The sequence below is a fragment of the Psychromonas antarctica genome (assembly GCF_022267535.1).
GTDB classification, from domain to species: domain Bacteria; phylum Pseudomonadota; class Gammaproteobacteria; order Enterobacterales; family Psychromonadaceae; genus Psychromonas; species Psychromonas antarctica.
The window spans coordinates 66,823-86,409 of sequence record NZ_JAHNZV010000006.1; the positions used below are offsets into that span (position 1 = coordinate 66,823).

A 19,587-nucleotide genomic window follows, 5' to 3' on the forward strand; every position below is an offset into this window, starting at 1 on the left:
ATTTTTTATTTCGCTTCAATAATAGCATTCGCTATTTTTTTAGGCGCATCAGCATACTCGGAAAATTCCATAGAATATGAAGCGCGACCTTGTGTCGCAGAGCGTAATGCGGTTGCATAACCGAACATTTCCGCAAGCGGTACTTTAGCATGCAGGATTTTAACCCCACCGGGGCCATCCCCCATACCATCGATGGTACCACGGCGACTATTAAGATCACCAATAACAGATCCCATCCAATCTTCCGGCGTTGTCACTTCAACTTTCATCAGCGGTTCAAGTATAGTTGCATTCGCTTTTAATGCCCCATCACGGAACCCCATCATCCCCGCGATTTTAAATGCCATTTCACTTGAGTCGACTTCATGGTATGAACCATCAAATAAAGTGACTCTTATGTCAAGCATCGGGTATCCTGCAAGCACACCTTGGTTCATCTGTTCTTCACAGCCTTTGCTAACAGCAGAGATAAATTGTTTGGGAACACTATCTCCGACAATTGCGTTAACAAATTCAAAACCAGAACCCGCCTTAAGCGGTTCAAGTTTAAGATGGACATGGCCATAATGGCTAGGTCCTTCACCCTGACGAATAAATTTACCTTCAACAGAAACCGTTTTACGTATGGTTTCTCGGTAGGCAACTTGTGGATGACCCACATTACAGTTAACAGCAAATTCACGACGCATGCGATCGACGATAATATCTAGATGTAATTCACCCATACCGGAAATCAAAATTTGCCCAGACTCTTCATTTGTTTCGACACGAAATGAAGGATCTTCAGCAGCAAGTTTATCTAACGCGATAACCAATTTATCTTGATCAGCCTTTGTTCTAGGCTCAACTGCGATTTGAATCACCGGTTCAGGAAACTCCATGCGCTCAAGAATCACTATATGTTCAGGAGAACAAAGCGTATCACCCGTAGTGACATCTTTAAGGCCGATTGCAGCAGCTATATCGCCAGCGCGCACCTCTTTGATCTCTTTACGGTCATTGGCATGCATCTGAACGATACGGCCAAAACGTTCTTTCTTCATTTTCACTGAGTTATAAAAGTGATCCCCTGAATTAACCACCCCCGAGTACACGCGCATAAACGTTAACGTCCCCACAAAGGGGTCCGTTGCTATTTTAAACGCGAGTGCAGCAAAGGGAGCGTCATCAGTAGCCGGACAATCAATCTCTTCTTCTTTTTCATTGATGCCTTTAATAGCAGCAACTTCTTGTGGAGAAGGCAGAAAGTCAATGACCGCGTCCAAGACCGCTTGCACGCCTTTATTTTTAAAGGCGCTACCACAGGTCGCTAAAACGATTTCATTGTTTAACGTACGAATACGTAAACCCGCTTTGATCTCATCAATAGAAAGCTCACCTTCATCGAGGTATTTTTCCATCAGTTCATCGTTTGCTTCCGCTGCCGCATCTACAAGCTCTTCATGCAGTTGTGCCGCACGTGCTTGTAAGTCAACTGGAATATCATAATACTCAAACGTCATGCCTTGATCCGCATCAGTCCAATGAATCGCCTTCATTTTTATCAGGTCGATCACTCCTTTAAACTCTTCTTCAGTTCCTATATTCAAATGAATGGGAACACAAATAGCGCCTAAACGAGTTTGGATCTGCGTGACCACAGCTTCGAAATCTGCACCTGTACGGTCCATCTTATTAACAAAGACTAAACGCGGCACATGGTATTTATTGGCTTGACGCCAAACAGTTTCTGATTGCGGTTCAACGCCCGATGCACCACAGAACACGACCACCGCACCATCTAGTACGCGCAGAGAGCGTTCAACTTCAATAGTGAAGTCAACATGCCCCGGCGTATCAATGATGTTGATACGGTGCTGTTCGTACTGCCCCTGCATGCCCGACCAAAATGTAGTAGTCGCCGCGGAGGTGATAGTAATACCCCGCTCCTGCTCCTGCTCCATCCAGTCCATTGTTGCCGCACCGTTATGTACCTCACCTATTTTGTGAGATAGACCGGTGTAGAACAATACACGCTCTGTCGTTGTTGTTTTACCCGCATCGACATGAGCAACAATACCGATATTACGATAGCGCTCAATGGGTGTTGTACGTGACAATTTGATGTCCTTTTAAATAAAACCAAGCTTTAATATTGAAACAAAAAACACAAACAATAATTTGTACTAGATTCTTACCAACGGTAATGCGCGAATGCTTTGTTAGCATCAGCCATGCGGTGAACGTCTTCACGTTTCTTAACCGCTGAACCTTTATTATCTGATGCATCGACTAGCTCACCAGCTAGGCGTAATGCCATTGATTTTTCACCACGTTTACGAGATGCTTCAACTAACCAACGCATTGCTAACGCATTACGACGAGAAGGACGAACTTCTACTGGTACTTGGTAAGTTGAACCACCAACACGACGAGATTTAACTTCGACGCTTGGACGTATATTTTCAAGAGCTACTTCAAAAAGATCTAATGCAACTTTGTCGCTTTTTTCAGCGGCAGTTTTTAATGCAACATAAACAATTTTTTCAGCAACTGATTTTTTACCGTCAACCATTACAACGTTAACGAATTTTGCTAAAACTTCTGATCCGAACTTAGGATCTGGTAGTACTTTACGAGTGGCTATGACGCGTCTTCTAGGCATCTTATTTCTCCGTGCGCTTCAGGATATTACCCAAAACATATTAAATTAAAATAGTGTTTGTTTGGCCTTACTTACGGAAAATACTAAGCCTTTGGCTTTTTAGCACCGTACTTAGAACGACCTTTACGACGAGCTGTTACGCCTGAAGTATCTAATGCACCACGAACTGTATGGTAACGAACACCCGGTAAATCTTTTACACGACCGCCGCGGATCAAGATTACACTATGCTCTTGCAAGTTATGGCCTTCACCACCGATGTACGAAGTTACTTCGAAACCGTTAGTTAGACGAACACGAGCAACTTTACGCATTGCTGAGTTTGGTTTTTTTGGAGTAGTTGTATATACACGAGTACATACACCACGTTTTTGTGGGCACGCTTCCAACGCAGGAACACTAGTTTTTTGAACTTTGTCCTTACGTGGTTTACGTACCAATTGTGAAATCGTTGCCATTATTACATAGCTCCTAAATTGTGTGTGTGAAAAATCAGCCCTTAAAATAAGGGTTGCGAGAGTTTACGCTGATTAGAAAAAGGAGTCAATAATTAAGCAATCGTGTTTAAAGAGCGGTTGTTGGTTAACCGCTAGCCGCTTTCTGCTATATCAGCTTTACAGTGTTCAGGCTTATCAGCGCAAAAACTAAGAGTTGATGAGCAAATGCAGATAGCTAGCGAATTTCTGCTCACCAGGCAAGTTGGCTTTGATGTTTAATGACTAATGCAACAAAGTCTAAGTAACTACAGCGCGTTCCGATCCTGTTTTGAATACCGCGCGCCTCGAGATCGGCATCTAAAACCATTAGCCGACCTTGATCAGCAAGTAATTTAAGCTGCGCATACAACGGATGATCAGCCTGACTAGCCACGACAGCATCCTCAATCAATAGCAACGTATCGCCATCCGCCAGTAGGTCAAGACAATTGGAAATTGCAAGTGTCTGAAAAGGTGATGTTTTTACCGTATGAAGTAACATATTTAAAAACTCAGTAATTGCTGTTGCTCAGCTAATTTGACTTGTAGTTGTTCACGCGCAAGGGGAGTCACCTCGATGATTAACATCTCAGTCGTCAACCGTCTTTGTCGCAGTGAAGCGCTGCACACATAGATATTCTCAATATCATATAATTCTAGCATCTTAAATAGGGGCTGATAATGCTTCTGTAGTATATCGGCCGGAGAATGCCCCGCGAGTAACTGATAAACACCATCACCGATAAAAAAAAGTGAAATAGACTCATTAAATGCAGACATAGCCAATGTTAAATCTAACGATTCTCGTCCATGCGCGCTGCCATGTGGTAAACAACGATTTATAATACCCATTTTTTTTTCAGTCATCATGCCTACCTATCAAAACTGCACTAAACGATCACAATTTGCGCTGAGCTCTGCAAGCTGCCCCAGGCCACTTAATACAAAGGGTGATTTTAAATTAAACTGCGCAAGAGATAACTGTTTTGCTTCTTGCTGGTCGACAACCCCACGTCGTAGCGCAGCAGACACACAGACCTCAAGGGGAAATTGATACTGCTTAGCAAGTGTCGCCCATAAATCAGGTAAATTGATCTCATCTGTTGCGGGACTGACTAGCTGGCTTGCATTGAGCACCCCTTCCTGATAAAAAAAAACACCCGCTATTTCATGTCCTGCCAATGTTGCGGCCGCACAAAATTGATAAGCACTACTGGCGCTTTGCGAGCCATAAGGCGCACCAGTCACAACAACTGAAAATTTAGTCTTTTGGTTGTCCATTAAAGCACTCCATATAATAACAGCGACGAGTCACTAGCAACGAACTTTGAATCCATTCGCGAAGCTCTAAACAACTTCAGCCCTCATTTCATAATAGCCTTTCAGCTGAAGTTCCATTAATATTTCTATATTGTAATTACATGAGAGAAAATTGCTCTCTTATTAGCGGCTGATATAGAATGAAATTAGATAAAACTGATCGAATTATACTTTCAATACTGCAAAACGATAGTACTGTTTCTCTAAATGAATTAGCGGAAATAGTAAACTTAACCACAACCCCTTGCTGGAAGAGAATCAAACGACTTGAAGATGAAGGTATTATTCAAAAAAGAGTCGCACTGCTAGATCCAGAAAAGCTTGGGTTGCTATTTACTGCATTTGTCTTGTTAAAAACCAGCGATCATTCCCACGAATGGTATAGCCACTTTGTTGATACAGTCCGAGCATATCCGGAGGTGATTGAGTTTTACCGTATGGCAGGTGAATATGACTATATGATGAAGGTTCAAGTTGCAGACATGAAAAACTTTGACCATTTTTATAAAAAACTGGTTAACAGCGTACCCGGGATTTCCAATGTAACCTCAACTTTTGCGATGGAGCCGCTCAAATATACAACCGCCCTTCCGATAAGTTAATTCGACATATTTCCAAAGATATCACTACCACCGAGAACACAGAGTTCACAGAGAAATCACTATATTAGTTTTTCTATGTGGTGCATTAAACTATATTTTGATTTAAATCCAACAACACCATTAAAAAAGATAACACTTATATTTGAACTCTCTCTGTACAGTGCCCAGCACATTTGTGTTCTCTGTGGTGTATTAAATGGTGTTTTGATTTAAACTCAATAACACTGAAAATGACTGTATTGGTATTTTTCAGTAATGTATTAAATTATTATCGTAGAATCTCATAATCACATTGCCCTACTTATTGATCATAATATCCAAAATTTGTACGTCAGTTTGCATCATGGAACCATTTACTAATGCACACAAATTTTGAATTGATTGATCAACATCATTAGTCACAATGCCATCGTCACCGGAAGCATGCATACCATCTAATGCCAGCAATGCCGCTTTGACGGCAGCACCCGCTGCCGATGAGACTTTCAGCGCACAGCTTGGCTTTGCACCATCACAAATAATCCCAGCAATGTCAGCAATCATGCTACTTAACGAATGACTTATCTGTTGGTAATTACCTCCAAGCAGGAAAGTTATCGCAGCAGCAGCCCCCATAGCTGCGGTACTTGCCCCACAAAGCGCCGACAGTTTATGCTGCTGACTTTTAATATAAATAGCTACCAAGTGAGAAAAAACAAGTGCACGTAGAGTTTTATCTTTACCTACACCTAAGTAGGCCGCAGCGACAACAACCGGCACAGTAGCGGTAATTCCCTGGTTGCCAGAGCCAGAGTTACTCATCGCAGTTTTCATTGCTCCGTCCATACGCGCATCTGCAGCCGCTGAAGTATGCATAATGACATCAGTTAATAATCCGTGAGATAATAAGCCACGTTCTATATTGCGCTGAAAAGTCATCCCAACTTGCAAACCATAATTCTCAGTTAATCCCTCAATAGAAAGAGCTTCATTTAGCGTTTGCGCTTGTTCTATAAAGGAAATATATGAGATTGGAATATTCACGGCAAAATCATAGAGGTCTTTTACAACAATATCTTTAAACGGATCGTAAGACTGAGGTTTCTTCGAACAAAACTGAGGAGCGATATAAGTCGAGACTCCATTTTCTTCAATGGATAGTACTTGAGTATGGGAATCTGCAATCGTAACGGTTATAAAATCAATGCCACTGCTTACAGTTACTTTGGCATAAAGGGTATAACTAACATCAGCAACATTGACGGAAACAGAATCACAGTTAAGCAGTGCTTTTGCTTGTATCACATCTTTTGGGGTAATTCTTTTAAGTACCTCAAGCCCCGCGGTTGGATCACCTGCAATTGCCCCCACGGCAGCTGCAATTGGTAGCCCCACCATACCGGTACCGGGTACACCGACGCCCATCCCATTTTTCATTAGATTAGGAGAAACACAAACCGCTATTTTTTGCACTTTTCCCGACAGTTTTTGTGCCGCTATCGCAGCCGCTAAAGCAACAGAAATGGGCTCAGTACAACCTAAAGCTGGCACCACTTCTTTTTTAATAACAGCGATAAATTCACTCCATAAATGCATTTTCATCTTTGTACCTTAAATCGTCCAACGGGAATGAGGTAAATATACAGGCATTGAGGAAGCAGTTTTTTGCTATATTTGCTAAAAAAAGAGATATAAAAGAATAATTTTCTACTAAAAGCCATAAAAAGTGTCGTTATTGCTACGATTGTCAAATTTCGTAGCTATAACCTTTCGACTCCAAGTCGTTACGCTTCGCTTATTGCAATGGCTTCTACTTCAACTAAAACATCTTTTGGTAAGCGAGCCACTTCTACACAAGACCGTGCAGGTGCATTTTCAGGAAAATATTTAGCATACACAGCATTAAATGCAGCGAAATTATTCATGTCACTCAGAAAACAAGTTGTTTTGATGACCGTTTTAGCTGAAGCATTTGCTTCTTTTAATACCGCCATTAAATTCTGCATTGACTGTTCTGTCTGCTCAGTGATGCCTCCCGCAACAATTTCCATAGTTTCAGGAACAAGCGGGATTTGTCCGGATGTAAACAGCATATTACCCACTTGATTTGCGTGAGAATAGGGGCCAATTGCAGCAGGAGCATTAGCTGTATTAATTATTTTTTTAATTGTCATTTATCTATTACCCTTAAGATATTAATTATTGTTCCTTCATATTGGATTAGATGATGAACAAAAACAAGGGCTACTAGCTAACGGGTTTCAGTTAACAGGCGATCACTGATGGCTAAATTACAGGCATAAAAAAAGGTGCCGAAGCACCTTTTTTATTAGCTCAATTTAGTGAGGATTAATCACCAAAATCAACCGCGTTTAGCAAGTCCGCTAAGTTTTGCTCAGCGGCATCGATATCAACTACTGGCTGTTCAACTTTCGGCTCAAGCGCTTTAGCTTTCGCTGCAGCACGTGCTCTGTGATGAGCAAAACCAGTACCCGCAGGAATCAAACGACCTACGATTACATTCTCTTTCAAGCCATGCAATTTATCACATTTACCGGCGACAGCAGCTTCCGTAAGAACACGTGTTGTTTCTTGGAAAGATGCGGCTGAAATAAATGATTCAGTTGCAAGTGATGCTTTAGTAATACCCAGTAAAACATAATCGAATGTAGCAGGCACTTTGCCTTCAGCTTCTAAGCGACGGTTGTCAATAATGACACGTACCACTTCAGCTTGCTCACCCGCCAAGAAGTCTGAGTCACCAGCATGAGTGATCATACATTTACGTAGCATTTGGTTAACGATAACTTCGATATGTTTATCGTTAATTTTTACGCCTTGTAGACGGTAAACTTCTTGTACTTCGTTAGTGATGTAGTTAGCCACTGGGCTAATACCACGTAAACGAAGAATATCATGTGGCGATTCTGGACCGTCAGAAATAACCTCACCTTTTTCAATCTTCTCACCTTCGAAGATGTTTAAGTGACGCCATTTAGGAATCATCTCTTCATAGATATCACCATTTGGCTGAGTAATAACAAGACGACGTTTGCCTTTAGTTTCTTTACCAAATGCGAGCGTACCAGAAACTTCTGCCAAGATAGCTGCATCTTTTGGTGTACGCGCTTCAAACAGGTCGGCTACGCGTGGTAGACCACCGGTAATATCACGTGTTTTCGAGCTTTCTTGCGGAATACGTGCAACCGCATCACCGACTCGTACTTGCGCGCCATCTTCTAGACTGACGATTGCATTAGCAGGTAATGCATATTGCGCCGCAACTTTAGTACCAGGAATAAACAGATCGTTGCCTTTAGCATCAACCAGTTTAGCCATTGGACGCATCTCTTTGCCCGCAGACGGACGATGTCCTGGATCGATAATAACAATACTTGATAAACCTGTTAATTCATCAGTTTGCTTATTGATCGTAACACCTTCGATAAAGTCTAAGAACTCAACCGTACCTTCCACTTCCGTAATGATTGGATGTGTATGTGGGTCCCAGTTAGCAATTATCTCACCCGCTGTGATTGCTACGCCATCTTGTTTCTCAAGTACAGCACCGTAAGGCAGTTTATGATTTTCTTTAGTACGACCTAACTCATCGATAATCGTTAACTCAGTTGAACGCGAGGTAACAACTACTTTGTCGTCAGAATTAATTACAAATTTAGCATTGTGTAACTTAATCTTACCTGAGTTTTTAACGTGAATATTATTTTCAGATGCCGCTCGAGATGCTGCACCACCGATGTGGAACGTACGCATTGTTAACTGTGTTCCTGGCTCACCGATTGATTGTGCCGCCATAACACCGATTGCTTCACCTTGGCCAACAACATGACCACGCGCAAGATCACGACCGTAACAAGCCGCACAGGCACCAAAGTCAGTTTTACAAGTGATAACACTGCGCACCCAAATTTGATCCACCGAGGCTTCTTCAATAAGATCACAAAGTTTCTCATCAAGCAGTGTGTTACGTGCAAATAAGATTTCGTTTTCTGTACCAGGTCGGATCACATCTTGTGCAACAACTCGGCCAAGCACTCGCTCACGAAGTGGTTCAACGATATCGCCACCTTGGATAAGCGGTTTAACCAGTAGACCATCTTCACTACCACAATCTTCTTCAGTGATAACAAGATCTTGTGCAATATCAACTAGACGACGCGTTAGGTAACCCGAGTTTGCTGTTTTAAGTGCGGTATCGGCCAGACCTTTACGCGCACCATGCGTAGAGATAAAGTACTGAAGTACGTTTAGACCTTCACGGAAGTTCGCTGTGATAGGCGTTTCAATGATAGAACCATCTGGTTTAGCCATCAAACCACGCATACCCGCTAGCTGACGAATCTGAGCAGCACTACCACGTGCGCCCGAATCGGCCATCATATAAACGCTATTGAATGAGTCCTGCTCAACTTCCTCACCTTTACTAGTAAGCACGGTCTCTTTAGAAAGGTTTTCCATCATCGCTTTCGCAACTTGATCGTTGGTACTTGCCCAGATATCGATTACTTTATTGTAACGCTCACCAGCAGTTACTAAACCGGCCTGGAACTGTTCTTGGATTTCAAGAACTTGCTCTTCCGCATCTTCAACTAAACGTTTCTTCGCATCAGGAATAACCATATCGTTGATACCTACTGAGGCACCTGATAATGTTGCATATTCAAAACCGGTATACATTAGTTGGTCAGCGAAAATAACGGTATCTTTAATACCCAATAGACGGTAACAAGCATTCAACACCGTTGAGATTGCTTTCTTACCCATGTTCAGATCAACATGAGAGAATGGCAGACCAACAGGCATAATCAATGACAGTATTGCGCGACCTACAGTCGTTTCAACGATTTCAGTTGTTTCACTGCGAGATTTGTCTTCGGCAATATGCACTTGTGTCATACGCACTTTAACAATAGCTTGTAGCGCTACAGCACCTGCACGGTAAGCTTTTTCAGCTTCCTTCGCACTTTGGAACCACATGCCTTCGCCTTTAGCATTGATCCTAGAGCGAGTCATATAATAAAGACCAAGTACGACATCTTGAGAAGGTACGATAATCGGCTCACCATTTGCTGGTGACAGAATATTATTCGTAGACATCATCAAAGTACGCGCTTCAAGCTGTGCTTCAATTGTTAACGGTACGTGTACCGCCATTTGGTCACCATCGAAATCGGCATTGTATGCCGCACATACTAGCGGGTGAAGCTGGATAGCTTTACCTTCAATGAGTACAGGTTCGAATGCTTGGATACCCAATCTATGCAGTGTTGGCGCACGGTTAAGTAGTACTGGATGTTCACGGATAACCCCTTCGAGGATATCCCAAACTTCACCACCTTCACGATCAACTAGTTTTTTAGCTGCTTTGATAGTAGTAGCCAGACCGAGTGCTTCTAGTTTTCCGTAAACAAATGGTTTGAATAACTCAAGTGCCATTTTCTTAGGTAGACCACACTGGTGTAAACGCAGTGATGGACCAACAGTGATTACAGAACGACCAGAATAATCGACACGTTTACCGAGTAGATTCTGACGGAAACGACCTTGTTTACCTTTAATCATATCAGCAAGCGATTTTAGAGGACGTTTGTTAGAACCAGTAATAGCGCGTCCACGACGGCCATTATCTAACAATGCATCTACAGATTCTTGCAACATACGTTTTTCATTACGTACGATAATATCCGGCGCAGCCAAATCTAATAGACGTTTCAGACGGTTATTACGGTTAATAACACGACGGTATAAGTCATTTAGATCAGAAGTCGCAAAACGACCGCCATCGAGTGGTACTAGCGGACGCAAATCAGGTGGAAGTACTGGCAATACAGTCAGAATCATCCATTCTGGTTTGTTTGAAGATTGGTGAAAAGACTCAACCAATTTCAGACGTTTAGTCAATTTTTTACGTTTGGTTTCAGAATTAGTTGTACCTAATTCTTCACGCATCACCGCAATTTCGTGTTCAAGGTCAAGCTGTTTCAATAAAGAAAAAATAGCTTCTGCGCCCATTACAGCTTCGAACTCATCGCCCCACTGTTCAAGCATGTCTAAATATTCTTCCTCAAGAAGAATTTGACGACGCTCAAGATCTGTCATGCCGGGTTCTACAACCACGAAAGATTCAAAATAGAGAATACGTTCAATATCACGTAGCGTCATATCCAACATTAGACCGATACGAGACGGAAGTGATTTTAAGAACCAAATATGCGCAACAGGTGATGCTAATTCGATATGACCCATACGATCACGACGAACTTTCGATTGAGTAACCTCAACACCACATTTTTCACAAATAACACCACGATGCTTAAGGCGTTTGTATTTGCCACATAAGCACTCGTAATCTTTAATTGGACCAAAGATACGCGCACAAAATAGACCTTCACGCTCAGGTTTAAACGTACGGTAGTTAATTGTTTCCGGTTTTTTAACTTCACCGAATGACCATGAACGGACCATTTCAGGTGATGCTAAACCAATTTTAATACCATCAAATTCTTTGGTTTTATTTTGTTGCTTTAAAAACTTTAGTAAGTCTTTCACGCTACTCTCCCATAGGAGTTGAAACTAGGCGCCTCAGGTAACAAGACGCCACATATTTAGACTACAGCTTAATGCTTAATTACTTTCATCGAGCTCGATATTGATGCCTAATGAACGGATCTCTTTCAACAATACATTGAAAGATTCAGGCATGCCTGGCTCCATTCTATGATCGCCATCTACGATGTTTTTATACATCTTAGTACGACCATTAACATCATCCGATTTAACCGTAAGCATCTCTTGAAGCGTGTAAGCCGCACCATAAGCTTCTAGCGCCCATACTTCCATCTCACCGAAACGCTGGCCACCGAACTGAGCTTTACCACCAAGCGGCTGCTGAGTAACAAGACTGTAAGATCCTGTTGAACGTGCATGCATTTTGTCATCAACCAAATGGTTCAGTTTCAGCATATACATGTAACCTACAGTAACAGGTCGCTCAAACGGGATACCCGTACGACCGTCAATTAAGTTTAACTGACCTGATTCTGGTAAATCAGCAAGACGTAATAGCTCACGAATTTCACTTTCATGTGCGCCATCAAATGCAGGAGTTGCTACTGGCAAACCTTTGTAAAGATTCTTAGCAAGGCGGAGTACCGCTTCGTCATCGAAATCATTAAGGTCAACATGGCAAGGAGCATCACCGAAAGAATAAAGTTTCTGAATAAATTCACGCACTTTACCGATTTCAACGTCGCGTTGTTCTTTAATCATACGCTCAAGTTTCTCACCCACACCTTTAGCCGCAAGGCCTAAATGTGTTTCAAGAATCTGACCGATGTTCATACGCGATGGTACACCTAGCGGGTTAAGTACGATATCAACAGGGACACCAAACTCATCATGCGGCATATCTTCAACGGGAACGATGTTGGAGACAACACCTTTGTTACCGTGACGGCCGGCCATTTTATCACCTGGTTGCAGACGACGACGAACAGCTAAGTAAACCTTAACTATCTTTTGCACGCCTGGTGCCAGGTCATCACCTTGGGTGATTTTACGACGTTTAAGATCAAACTCTTTATCATAATCAGCTTTTATTTCATCGTATTGAGCAACGATTTGATCCAAATAAGACTGCTTAGTTTCATCATCGATCAGCACTTCTAACCACTGTGCGCGAGGCATCTGCAGTAGACGCGCTTCATCTTGACCTGAGCTGATAAGAATATTTAATGCTTTTTCATAAATCGCATTTTCTAAGATTTTGAACTTCTCAGTTAAATCTTTCTTAGCGGCTTTTAGCTGCATCTCTTCAATTTCTAGTGCACGTTTATCTTTTTCAACACCATCGCGGGTAAAGACTTGTACGTCTATTACCGTTGCGTATGTAGAAGCAGATACACGCAGCGAGCTGTCTTTTACATCAGACGCTTTTTCACCGAAGATAGCGCGTAATAGTTTTTCTTCTGGTGTTAGCTGTGTTTCACCTTTTGGTGTCACTTTACCAACTAGAATATCACCTGGTTTAACTTCAGCGCCAACGTAAACAATACCTGACTCGTCAAGTTTGCTTAAGGCCGCTTCGCCAACGTTCGGGATATCCGCAGAAATTTCTTCACAACCCAATTTAGTTTCACGTGCAACACACGAGAACTCTTGGATATGGATAGTAGTAAAACGATCTTCTTGCGAAACACGCTCAGAAATAAGGATTGAATCCTCGAAGTTGTAACCATTCCAAGGCATGAAAGCAATTTTCATGTTTTGACCAAGCGCTAACTCACCCATATCTGTTGATGGGCCATCTGCAAGCACATCACCTTTAACGATTGGCTCGCCAGGTTTACAAGTCGGCTTTTGGTTGATACAAGTATTCTGGTTTGAACGTGTGTATTTCGTTAAGTTATAGATATCGATGCCCGCTTCACCAGGAAGGAGTTCGTTTTCATCAACTTTAACAACAATTCGCGAGGCATCCACATAATCAACTAAACCACCACGTTTAGCGATAATGGTAACACCTGAATCGATAGCAAGACGACGTTCAATGCCTGTACCAACAAGTGGTTTATCAGCACGTAACGTAGGCACTGCTTGACGTTGCATGTTTGAGCCCATTAAAGCTCGGTTAGCATCATCGTGTTCTAAGAACGGGATAAGCGACGCCGCAACAGAGATGATCTGTTGTGGTGATACATCCATATAATCGATGTCCGCCGGACTCATAAAGGTAGACTCACCTTTATGACGACAAGGGATCATCTCTTCGTTCAGTAAGCCTTTTTCATCAACACTTGCACTTGCTTGTGCAATGACGAATGAACCTTCTTCGATAGCAGAAAGATATTCCACTTGCTCGGTTGGCTTGCCGTCAACAACTTTACGGTAAGGTGTTTCTAAGAAACCGTAATCATTAGTACGCGCAAAAGTAGCCAGTGAGTTAATTAGACCAATGTTCGGTCCCTCTGGCGTTTCAATCGGACATAAGCGACCATAATGCGTTGGATGTACGTCACGTACTTCAAAACCAGCACGTTCACGTGTTAAACCACCAGGTCCTAACGCTGAGATACGACGTTTATGTGTTACTTCTGAAAGCGGGTTATTTTGATCCATAAACTGAGACAGTTGTGATGAACCAAAGAACTCTTTAACAGCAGCTGAAATAGGTTTTGCATTGATCAGATCTTGAGGCATGGTAGCATCAAGGTCGCCTAATGATAGACGCTCTTTAACCGCACGCTCAACACGCACTAAACCAACACGGAATTGATTTTCAGCCATTTCACCAACACAACGGATACGACGGTTACCAAGATGATCGATATCATCCACTTCGCCTTTACCATTGCGGATATCTATCAGTGTTTTCATGACACTTAAGATATCGTCTTTAGATAAGATACCCGATCCCTCATCACCCTCGATATTGACTCGACGGTTGAACTTCATACGGCCTACTTTAGATAGTTCGTAACGTTCTTCAGCAAAGAATAAGTTTTGGAATAACCCTTCTGCTGCGTCTTTTGTTGGTGGCTCACCAGGACGCATCATGCGATAAACTTCAACCAGAGCTTCAATACGGTTAGTTGACGAGTCAACACGTAATGTATCTGAAATAAATGACCCACAATCAAGTTCATTAGTGTAAATAACTTCAAACTCTTTAAAGCCGGACTGCGAAAGCTCAGCAAGGAGTTCAGCCGTTAACTGATCATTTGCGTTAACAATAATCTCACCCGTTTCTGGGCTGATATAATCTTTTGCGGCAACTTTACCTTCAAGGTATTCAAGTGGCACTTCAATATTGTCAATACCATCTTTTTCTAGCTGGCGGATATGACGAGCGGTTACTCGCTTACCCTGTTCAACATAAACGGTGCCATTAGCAATAATTTCGAACGACGCAGTTTCACCACGTAAGCGCTCTGCGATTAATGCCATGGTGATCTTGCCATCTTTGATCTTAAACTTCGTAGTATCAAAGAAGATTTCAAGAATTTCTTGTGTCGAGTACTCCAGCGCGCGCAGCATGATAGTTGCAGGCAGCTTACGACGACGGTCAATACGGACAAATAAGTTGTCTTTAGGATCAAACTCAAAGTCTAACCAAGAACCACGGTATGGAATTACACGCGCGTTATAAAGAACTTTACCAGAACTGTGCGTTTTACCTTTATCGTGGTCGAAAAACACACCAGGACTACGGTGTAATTGAGAAACGATAACACGCTCAGTACCATTGATTACAAAAGTACCGTTTTCAGTCATGAGTGGCATTTCACCCATGTAAACTTCTTGTTCTCTAATATCTTTAACCGTGCCTGCTGGTGCATCACGATCATAAATAACAAGACGTAATTTCACGCGTATTGAAGCAGAGTATGTTACTCCACGGATCTGGCATTCTTTGACATCAAATACCGGCTCACCTAAACGGTAGCTGACATATTGTAGTTCTGATGTGCCTGAATAACTGGCGATTGGGAAGATGCTATTAAAAGCTGCTTCTAAACCAACTTCTCCAGTTAAATCAACTTCAATGAATCGTTTGAATGAATCTAGTTGAATCGACAACAGGTATGGTTTTTCCATTACCTGTGGACGTTTACCAAAATCCTTACGAATACGTTTTTTCTCAGTATAAGAGTAACCCATGTGGTTCCTTTGCTCGCTGATAAGTGATCATAGCTGCCTAAGTCTATTATTAGACTGATAATGTTAGACAACGGCGAACATTATTTTGGTGTTAATGATGCGTTATATAACATCACCTTTAGTGTCCGACCCCGTAAAAAATAATGAAAAATCACGGCATCCTATAGCGCAAAAAGGCCGGTGATTAAAAAATCACCAGCCAATGCCATTTACATGGCTAATAAGTTATAAAATATAACTTATTTAAGTTCAACTGTTGCGCCGATTTCTTCTAACACAGCTTTAAGTGCTTCAGCATCTGCTTTAGAGATAGCTTCTTTAATCACTACTGGGCAAGATTCAACAGCGTCTTTAGCTTCTTTCAGGCCAAGACCTGTAGCGCTACGAACAGCTTTGATTGCTTTAACTTTGTTTTCGCCGAATGCAGTCATTACAACGTCAAATTCAGTTTGTTCTTCAACAGCTTCAGCAGGACCAGCAACGCCAGCTACTGCAGCAGCTGCAGACACGCCGAATTTTTCTTCCATTGCTGTGATTAATTCAACAACTTCCATTACTGATAATGCAGCAACTGCTTCAATGATTTGGTCTTTAGTAAGAGACATGAGTCAATTCCTATTATAAAATTAGATAGTATTACAGCAATTACGCTGCAGATTCTTCTTTCTGGTCGCGAATTGCAGCCAGTGTACGAACAAGTTTGCCCGCTGCAGCTTCTTTCATAGTCGCCATCAGTTTCGCAATTGCTTCGTTGTATGTTGGTAGTGTTGCTAGACGGTCAACTTGAGCAGCGTCAATAAATTCGCCCTCAAATGCTAGTCCTTTAATTTCAAACTGCTCATTTGCTTTTGCGAAGTCTTTTAAAAGACGAGCAGCAGCTCCTGGATGTTCGTTTGAAAATGCAAGGATAGTTGGACCAGTAAACAACTCTATTAAACATGCAAAGTCTGTACCTTCAAGTGCACGACGCGCTAAAGTGTTACGTACTACACGTAAATTAACACCTTCTGCACGGGCTTTTGAACGAAGTACATTCATTGCACCCACTGTTACGCCACGAGAATTGGCTACAACAGCAGACAGAGCAGTTTTAGCAGCTACATTGACTTCTGTGACAATAGTTTGCTTGTCTTCGAGTCTTAATGCCATTTGGTTTTACTCCTGGATTACACTGGATTTTACCCCAGATAAACACCCTCATATCCCATTTAGGAAATGAGGCACTATTTCGGTAATCGGATCCAGGTAGAATAATTCTTTCTGGGGTCCGGCACCATCTACGTAGGAAATTAAGCCAATATCACTATCAGCACCTACGGTCTCGGAAGGGACCTAAGGCCCTCCAAAGTAAGGCGACGAATTATACAGATAATTTATCGCCCTGTATACCCACATCCTATTCCAATAAATCAAAATGGAAATGGGTATTAAAAAATTAAACTACCGTAGCACTAAGTGATGCTTGGTCGATTTTAAGACCTGCACCCATAGTTGAAGATAGGCTAACTTTTTTAATAAATTGACCTTTAGCACCTGATGGTTTGCCTTTTTTCAGCGCAACCAATAATGCTTCTAGGTTTTCTTTAATTTGTTCTGCAGTGAACGTTGCTTTACCGATAGTAGAATGGATAATACCATTCTTGTCGTTGCGGTAACGTACTTGACCCGCTTTTGCATTTTTAACAGCAGTCGCGACATCAGCGGTTACAGTACCAACTTTCGGGTTAGGCATTAGACCACGTGGCCCTAAGATCTGACCTAGTTGACCAACAACACGCATTGCGTCTGGAGATGCAATCACTACGTCGAAGTTCATTTCGCCTGCTTTGATTTGTGCAGCAAGATCATCCATACCAACGATGTCCGCACCAGCAGCTGTAGCCGCTTCTGCGTTTGCACCTTGAGTAAAGACAGCAACACGAACATTACGGCCAGTACCGTGTGGTAGTACAGTTGCACCACGCACATTTTGGTCACTACGACGAGAATCAATACCTAGATTGATAGATGCATCAACACTTTCAGCAAATTTAGCCGTCGCTAATTTTTGAATCAGTGCAACAGCTTCATTGATTTCGTATTCTTTAGTTCCGTCAACAGATTCACGGATAGCTTTCATGCGTTTTGATAATTTAGCCATGGTATTATCCCTCTACTTCCAGACCCATTGAACGAGCAGAACCCGCTATACAACGTACCATCGCATCAAGATCGGCACCGGTTAAATCAACTTCTTTAGTTTTAGCAATTTCTTCAAGTTGAGCTGTAGTTACTTTGCCCACTTTGTTTTTGTTAGGAACTGCAGAACCAGATTTGATACCAGCCGCTTTCTTAAGTAAGAAAGATGCAGGAGATGTCTTAGTTTCGAATGTGAAAGAACGGTCAGAGTAGACTGTAATTACAACAGGTACTGGTGAGCCTTTTTCCATAGAATCTGTGCGTGCATTAAATGCTTTACAGAATTCCATAATATTAACACCGTGTTGACCAAGTGCAGGACCAACTGGTGGTGACGGATTCGCCGCGCCAGCTGAAACTTGCAGCTTAATATACGCTTGTACTTTTTTAGCCATGATTTTACTACCTATATTTGGGTGTAACGCTAATTCCAAATGAATTTAGCTTCCCGATTAAAAAGGGCCGCATATTATATCTATAATATGCGACCATTCACAAGAACTTTTGCTGTTTTTTTAACCTTTAATAGCGTTTGCTCATTTAATCTGTAAGCCAAAGATTAATTATCTTTCTCTACTTGAGAGAAATTAAGGTCAACAGGTGTTGCACGACCAAAAATAGAAACAGATACTTTTAGGCGACTTTTATCATAATCAACTTTCTCAACCGTACCCGTAAAGTCAGCAAAAGGACCTTCAGTCACACGCACAATTTGACCCGCTTCAAAGAGTGTTCTTGGGCGTGGTGAGTCATGCGACTCTTGCAGACGATTAAGAATGTTATCTACTTCTTTTTGCGAGATAGGCGCAGGACGTTCTTTTGTTCCGCCGATAAAGCCCATTACGCGATCAATACTTTTCACTAAATGCCAGCTCTGATCATTCATCGCCATTTCTACGAGTACATATCCTGGAAAAAACTTACGTTCACTTTTGCGTTTTTGACCAGCACGCATCTCGACAACTTCTTCAGTTGGGACAAGAATTTCGCCGAAATAATCTTCCATTTCGTTTAATTTAATATGCTCGATTAATGTTTTCTGAACTCGCCCTTCATAACCTGAAAAAGCTTGTACAACATACCATCTCTTTTTTTGTACTTCTTCTGACATATTAAACCCTTAAATTGCTGTTGTAATAAATTCAACAACACGAACAAAAACACCATCAAGACCCCACAAAACCAAACCAACAATTGTTGATACAGCGAGGATAATCAATGTTGTTTGTATTGTTTCTTGACGTGTTGGCCAAACTACTTTGCGTACTTCTAAACGTGATTCTTTAGCGAAATCGACAAAGATTCTGCCTTTTTCAGTCATTGCAGCGGAGAATACAGCAAGTGCAGCTAAAAGCAAAAGCACACCTACTCGCGCAACAATATGTAAACTTTCGCCATAGATATAATTACCAACAATAATTGCTGCTAATAATAAAATTGTGATACCCCATTTAAGCCCGTCCAGTGAGCTTGTGGTATTTTCAGTATTTTTTGTGCTCATAACTCATTGTATCCACTGTTAATAATTAATAATACCAACCAAACAATCTCTAATGGAGGGTAAAACGATCTCACTCAAAAGGAAAAAGTGAGGAGTGCAAAGCGGTAAAAATCAGTCCCATCACCAGCACCTAAAAATGAAGCACGTAAGTATAAGGATTTTTAAACACTTTGTAACGCTATAATCCTGACTTTTTATAAAAATTTA

17 protein-coding genes are annotated in these 19,587 nt (G+C 41.8%); 1 reads left to right on the top strand and 16 read right to left on the bottom strand.

The features are described from left to right. Positions 1 to 5: 5 nt before the first annotated feature. The 6 genes from fusA to tusD all read right to left on the bottom strand — a co-directional run bounded on the left by fusA (position 6) and on the right by tusD (position 4,401). Positions 6 to 2,099: an elongation factor G gene (gene fusA, locus KSO91_RS03215; protein ID WP_238741276.1), complete on the bottom strand. Its 2,094-nt coding sequence runs from the start codon at positions 2,097 to 2,099 to the stop codon at positions 6 to 8. Between the two features lie 74 nt (positions 2,100 to 2,173). After that, positions 2,174 to 2,644 (bottom strand): 30S ribosomal protein S7, encoded by a 471-nt coding sequence (gene rpsG / locus KSO91_RS03220; protein ID WP_238741278.1) that lies wholly within the window; start codon positions 2,642 to 2,644, stop codon positions 2,174 to 2,176. Between the two features lie 83 nt (positions 2,645 to 2,727). Next, entirely contained in the window at positions 2,728 to 3,102 is a 375-nt protein-coding gene (gene rpsL, locus KSO91_RS03225; protein ID WP_238741280.1) for a 30S ribosomal protein S12, read from the bottom strand. A gap of 229 nt (positions 3,103 to 3,331) precedes the next feature. Continuing rightward, positions 3,332 to 3,622 carry a sulfurtransferase complex subunit TusB gene (tusB, locus tag KSO91_RS03230; RefSeq protein WP_238741282.1) on the bottom strand — a complete coding sequence of 97 codons (291 nt, stop codon included), beginning with the start codon at positions 3,620 to 3,622 and terminating at the stop codon, positions 3,332 to 3,334. Positions 3,623 to 3,624: 2 nt separating this feature from the next. Further along, on the bottom strand, positions 3,625 to 3,990 hold the full coding sequence (gene tusC / locus KSO91_RS03235) for a sulfurtransferase complex subunit TusC (protein ID WP_238741284.1): 366 nt from the start codon (positions 3,988 to 3,990) through the stop codon (positions 3,625 to 3,627). Between the two features lie 9 nt (positions 3,991 to 3,999). Next, positions 4,000 to 4,401 (bottom strand): sulfurtransferase complex subunit TusD, encoded by a 402-nt coding sequence (tusD, locus tag KSO91_RS03240; RefSeq protein ID WP_238741286.1) that lies wholly within the window; start codon positions 4,399 to 4,401, stop codon positions 4,000 to 4,002. 179 nt (positions 4,402 to 4,580) lie between these two features. Here tusD and KSO91_RS03245 point away from each other — a divergent pair, with 179 nt between their 5' ends. After that, positions 4,581 to 5,042 (top strand): Lrp/AsnC family transcriptional regulator, encoded by a 462-nt coding sequence (locus tag KSO91_RS03245; RefSeq protein ID WP_238741288.1) that lies wholly within the window; start codon positions 4,581 to 4,583, stop codon positions 5,040 to 5,042. Between the two features lie 297 nt (positions 5,043 to 5,339). Here the strand turns inward: KSO91_RS03245 and KSO91_RS03250 are convergent, their stop codons facing one another. The 10 genes from KSO91_RS03250 to secE form a co-directional block, all read right to left on the bottom strand. Continuing rightward, complete coding sequence (locus KSO91_RS03250; protein ID WP_238741291.1) at positions 5,340 to 6,623, bottom strand: L-cysteine desulfidase family protein; 1,284 nt, start codon at positions 6,621 to 6,623, stop codon at positions 5,340 to 5,342. A 182-nt stretch (positions 6,624 to 6,805) separates the two neighbouring features. Further along, positions 6,806 to 7,195, bottom strand: coding sequence for a RidA family protein (locus KSO91_RS03255; protein WP_275113894.1), 390 nt, complete (start codon positions 7,193 to 7,195; stop codon positions 6,806 to 6,808). Between the two features lie 175 nt (positions 7,196 to 7,370). Beyond that, a complete protein-coding gene (gene rpoC / locus KSO91_RS03260) occupies positions 7,371 to 11,591 on the bottom strand; it encodes a DNA-directed RNA polymerase subunit beta' (RefSeq protein ID WP_238741293.1) in 4,221 nt (1,406 codons plus the stop codon). 75 nt (positions 11,592 to 11,666) lie between these two features. Beyond that, the gene (gene rpoB / locus KSO91_RS03265; protein WP_238741295.1) at positions 11,667 to 15,701 is read right to left on the bottom strand and encodes a DNA-directed RNA polymerase subunit beta; all 4,035 of its coding nucleotides are present in this window, start codon (positions 15,699 to 15,701) and stop codon (positions 11,667 to 11,669) included. 239 nt (positions 15,702 to 15,940) lie between these two features. Then, the gene (gene rplL, locus KSO91_RS03270) at positions 15,941 to 16,306 is read right to left on the bottom strand and encodes a 50S ribosomal protein L7/L12 (protein ID WP_238741297.1); all 366 of its coding nucleotides are present in this window, start codon (positions 16,304 to 16,306) and stop codon (positions 15,941 to 15,943) included. Positions 16,307 to 16,346: 40 nt separating this feature from the next. Then, complete coding sequence (gene rplJ / locus KSO91_RS03275; RefSeq protein WP_238741299.1) at positions 16,347 to 16,850, bottom strand: 50S ribosomal protein L10; 504 nt, start codon at positions 16,848 to 16,850, stop codon at positions 16,347 to 16,349. Positions 16,851 to 17,136: 286 nt separating this feature from the next. Then, complete coding sequence (gene rplA / locus KSO91_RS03280; RefSeq protein WP_238741301.1) at positions 17,137 to 17,841, bottom strand: 50S ribosomal protein L1; 705 nt, start codon at positions 17,839 to 17,841, stop codon at positions 17,137 to 17,139. A gap of 4 nt (positions 17,842 to 17,845) precedes the next feature. Then, on the bottom strand, positions 17,846 to 18,274 hold the full coding sequence (gene rplK / locus KSO91_RS03285; RefSeq protein WP_238741303.1) for a 50S ribosomal protein L11: 429 nt from the start codon (positions 18,272 to 18,274) through the stop codon (positions 17,846 to 17,848). A gap of 164 nt (positions 18,275 to 18,438) precedes the next feature. Beyond that, entirely contained in the window at positions 18,439 to 18,990 is a 552-nt protein-coding gene (gene nusG / locus KSO91_RS03290; RefSeq protein ID WP_238741305.1) for a transcription termination/antitermination protein NusG, read from the bottom strand. A gap of 9 nt (positions 18,991 to 18,999) precedes the next feature. Further along, positions 19,000 to 19,380: a preprotein translocase subunit SecE gene (gene secE, locus KSO91_RS03295; RefSeq protein ID WP_238741307.1), complete on the bottom strand. Its 381-nt coding sequence runs from the start codon at positions 19,378 to 19,380 to the stop codon at positions 19,000 to 19,002. Positions 19,381 to 19,587 lie beyond the last annotated feature (207 nt).